The following is a 3,038-nucleotide window of genomic DNA, read 5'->3' on the forward strand; positions in this document are numbered from 1 at the left end:
TAATATAAGTTCTATTATAATGCCCATAACTTTATTATTAAAAATTAAGATAATACCTCTTTCATGTTGTAGAGTTTTGGAGATTTACCAACGAGGAATTTAGCAGCTTTAATAGAGCCATGAGCAAATATCTTTTTTGACATAGCCTTATGAGTAATCTCAATAGCCTCATCATCTCCATAAAATATAACACTATGCTCTCCAACCACGCTTCCGCCTCTCAATGAATGCATACCTATTTCTTTCTTTTCTCTTTTGTGCGTACCGTTTCTGCCATTAACTAAATGCATTTCATTATTTAAAGTATTATTAATAGTGTTATATAAAGTTTTAGCTGTACCGCTTGGAGAATCTATCTTTTTATTATGATGAGTTTCTACTATCTCTATATCAAAATCATTCAATACACTTGCAACTTTTGAAACTATCTCATTCATAAGTGTAACACCTATTGAAGTATTTGAAGCAAGCACTATAGGAATCTTTTTTGATGCCTCATTTATTTTTTCTAATATTTTATCATCATAACCTGTAGTGCATATTACAATAGGTATATTATTTTTTACTCCATAATTAAGCATATCTTCAATTAATGAAAAATGAGAAAAGTCTACTATTACATCACCTTTTTCATTAGTAAGATTATCAGCAAAACCAGCTAACTCTAAACTATCATCTTTTTCTACTATATTTTTTAATATAGTTCCCATTGTTCCAATACCATGTATTATTATTTTAGTTGTATTCATTTTTTAATCCCATATTTGTTTATTATTTGAGCTACATGCTCTCTATTTTTTTCACTTAAAGGTCCAAGAGGTGAACGGCAAGGTCCAACATCAAATCCCATTATATTCATAGCTTCTTTTACAGGCACAGGATTAACCTCTATAAACATAGCCCTTACTAAATCTATATAATGTACTTGTGCTTTTATAGATTCTTCTACTTTACCATTAAGGAAGTTCATTACCATATCATGATTTTCTTTAGGTATAATATTGCTTGTAACAGATATAACTCCTTTACCTCCTAAGGCAAGTATAGGAGTAACCATATCATCGTTTCCAGAATATAAGTCTAATTTCGGAGCAATATTAGCGATATCTGCAGTATAGCTCATATCTCCGCTAGCTTCTTTAATTGCTACTATGTTAGATATTTCAGATAATTTTTTAATAACATTAAGCGGGAGTTTTACGCCTGTTCTTGAAGGTACATTATACATTATAACAGGTACTTTTGATGCATTTGCTATTTGTGTGTAGTAGTCAATGAGTCCGCTTTCATTACCTTTGTTATAATATGGAGTTACTGCCATTATAGCATCTGCACCATATTCGCATGATTTTTGTGTAAGTTCTACTGCTGTTTTGGTGACATTTGTTCCTGTACCTGCTATGAGCATTGTTCTTTTATTTGTAACCTCTATACAGAATTTTATTACTTCTATTCTCTCTTCCCTTGTAAGTGTGGCACTTTCTGCTGTTGTTCCTGCTGCTATTATGGCATCTGTTTTATTTGCTATTTGATATTCTATAAGTTCAGCAAGTTTTTTATAATTAATCTCTCCATCTTTTGTAAATGGTGTTATTAAAGCTACACCAGCTCCTTCGAATAATGACATAATTTTCTCCTTTTTTATTTATTAATTGTTTTTTATTTTTTTAAATAAATCTTTTTTTAAATAACTTTCATAAACATTAGCTATTTGCATTTTAACCCCTATATTAATAGCCCTTTCATCTATATCAAACATGCTATTATGAATAGGGTAGTTTATTTTTTTGTTTGCAACTCCCAAGCTAAAAAAAGCACCGCTTATGTTTTGAAGATAATAGCTAAAATCTTCTGTTGTCATATTAGCATTTTCTTCTACAATATTTAATTTTATATTGTTAGCAGATTCTCTTAGTATATCTACAGCATTGCTATGATTAATCAAAGCAGGATACGAAGGCATATTTATAAACTCTGCTTTAGCATTAAAACTAGATGCAGTGTTTTTAACAATTTTTTCTATTGCCGATAATCTCTTTTTTCTTTTTTTATCATCGCAAAGCATCCTTATAATGCCTTCCATTTTTGCAGAGTCGGCAACAATATTTCTTGCACTTCCTCCATTCATCAAACCAACATGAAGCCTCATACTTCCGTCTGTAAATGATGAAGTATAGCTATGCATTTGAGTTAGTATATGACTAGCTATTAATATGCTGTCTATTCCATTGTATGATTTTGCACCATGTGCAGATTTTCCATATACTTTTACATCAAACATATTTGAACTAGCATACATTGCCCCATATTTCACTCCAATACTTCCTACTTTTAATTCTGGATTAACATGAAGACCATATATTACATTAACATTTTTTAATGCATTCTTTTTAATCATTGGCAAAGCACCGCCTGTAGTTTCTTCTGCGGGCTGATATATTAGCCTTATATTGCATGGAGGCTTTATTTCAGAAAAATATTTTGCTATGCCTGTTAATATTGTAGTGTGAACATCATGTCCGCAAGAATGACATTTGCCTTTATTTATTGAAGAGTATTCACATTTTTTTAAGTCTTCCATAGGCAAAGCATCCATATCTGCTCTAAATGCCACCGTAAAACTTTTATCTTCTCCTTCTATATCTGCTACTATTCCTGTTTCTGCTACTTTTACTTTATGTTTTACATTTAAACTTTTTAATATAGAAGAAATTTTTTTAGATGTATAAAACTCTTCAAATCCTAATTCTGGGTGTTTGTGCAAGTCTCGCCTTAAATCTATTAAATATTTCTCGATAGAATTAAGTTTATCATCTAATATTAAATATTTATTTTTTTGCATACACTCATAACCTTATAATACTATAAATTAATAATATAATATGTTAACTTTTAAATATAGTATTAAGTTAATTTTTTTAATAATATTTTTATAATTTTTTTATTAGGAAATATGTATATTTAGAATTACTTACGTTTGAAAGACTTATAGAATTTAGAAAGTTGAAAATGAATATTTGAAGTTAAATTAATTAAGC

At 29.3% G+C, this 3,038-nt stretch carries 3 protein-coding genes; all 3 read right to left on the reverse strand.

Annotation, left to right across the window (positions count from 1 at the left end; all coding sequences use genetic code 11):
- Positions 1-44 precede the first annotated feature (44 nt).
- The 3 genes from dapB to E6A48_RS02620 are packed head-to-tail and all read right to left on the reverse strand — an operon-like array spanning position 45 to position 2,842.
- Positions 45-749 (reverse strand): 4-hydroxy-tetrahydrodipicolinate reductase, encoded by a 705-nt coding sequence (gene dapB, locus E6A48_RS02610; RefSeq protein ID WP_219708422.1) that lies wholly within the window; start codon positions 747-749, stop codon positions 45-47.
- Positions 746-1,627, reverse strand: coding sequence for a 4-hydroxy-tetrahydrodipicolinate synthase (gene dapA / locus E6A48_RS02615; protein ID WP_157143910.1), 882 nt, complete (start codon positions 1,625-1,627; stop codon positions 746-748). The genes dapB and dapA overlap by 4 nt, the downstream gene beginning before the upstream one ends.
- Before the next feature lie 21 nt (positions 1,628-1,648).
- Positions 1,649-2,842 carry a M20 metallopeptidase family protein gene (locus E6A48_RS02620; protein WP_219708424.1) on the reverse strand — a complete coding sequence of 398 codons (1,194 nt, stop codon included), beginning with the start codon at positions 2,840-2,842 and terminating at the stop codon, positions 1,649-1,651.
- Positions 2,843-3,038 lie beyond the last annotated feature (196 nt).

It is taken from the genome of Brachyspira pilosicoli (assembly GCF_019402445.1).
GTDB classification, from domain to species: domain Bacteria; phylum Spirochaetota; class Brachyspiria; order Brachyspirales; family Brachyspiraceae; genus Brachyspira; species Brachyspira pilosicoli_B.

Excerpts from the sequence above, each read along its gene's own strand:
- dapA (WP_157143910.1), bottom strand. The coding sequence starts at position 1,627 with ATGTCATTATTCGAAGGAGCTGGTGTAGCTTTAATAACACCATTTACA.
- E6A48_RS02620 (WP_219708424.1), bottom strand. The coding sequence starts at position 2,842 with ATGCAAAAAAATAAATATTTAATATTAGATGATAAACTTAATTCTATC.
- dapB (WP_219708422.1), bottom strand. The coding sequence starts at position 749 with ATGAATACAACTAAAATAATAATACATGGTATTGGAACAATGGGAACT.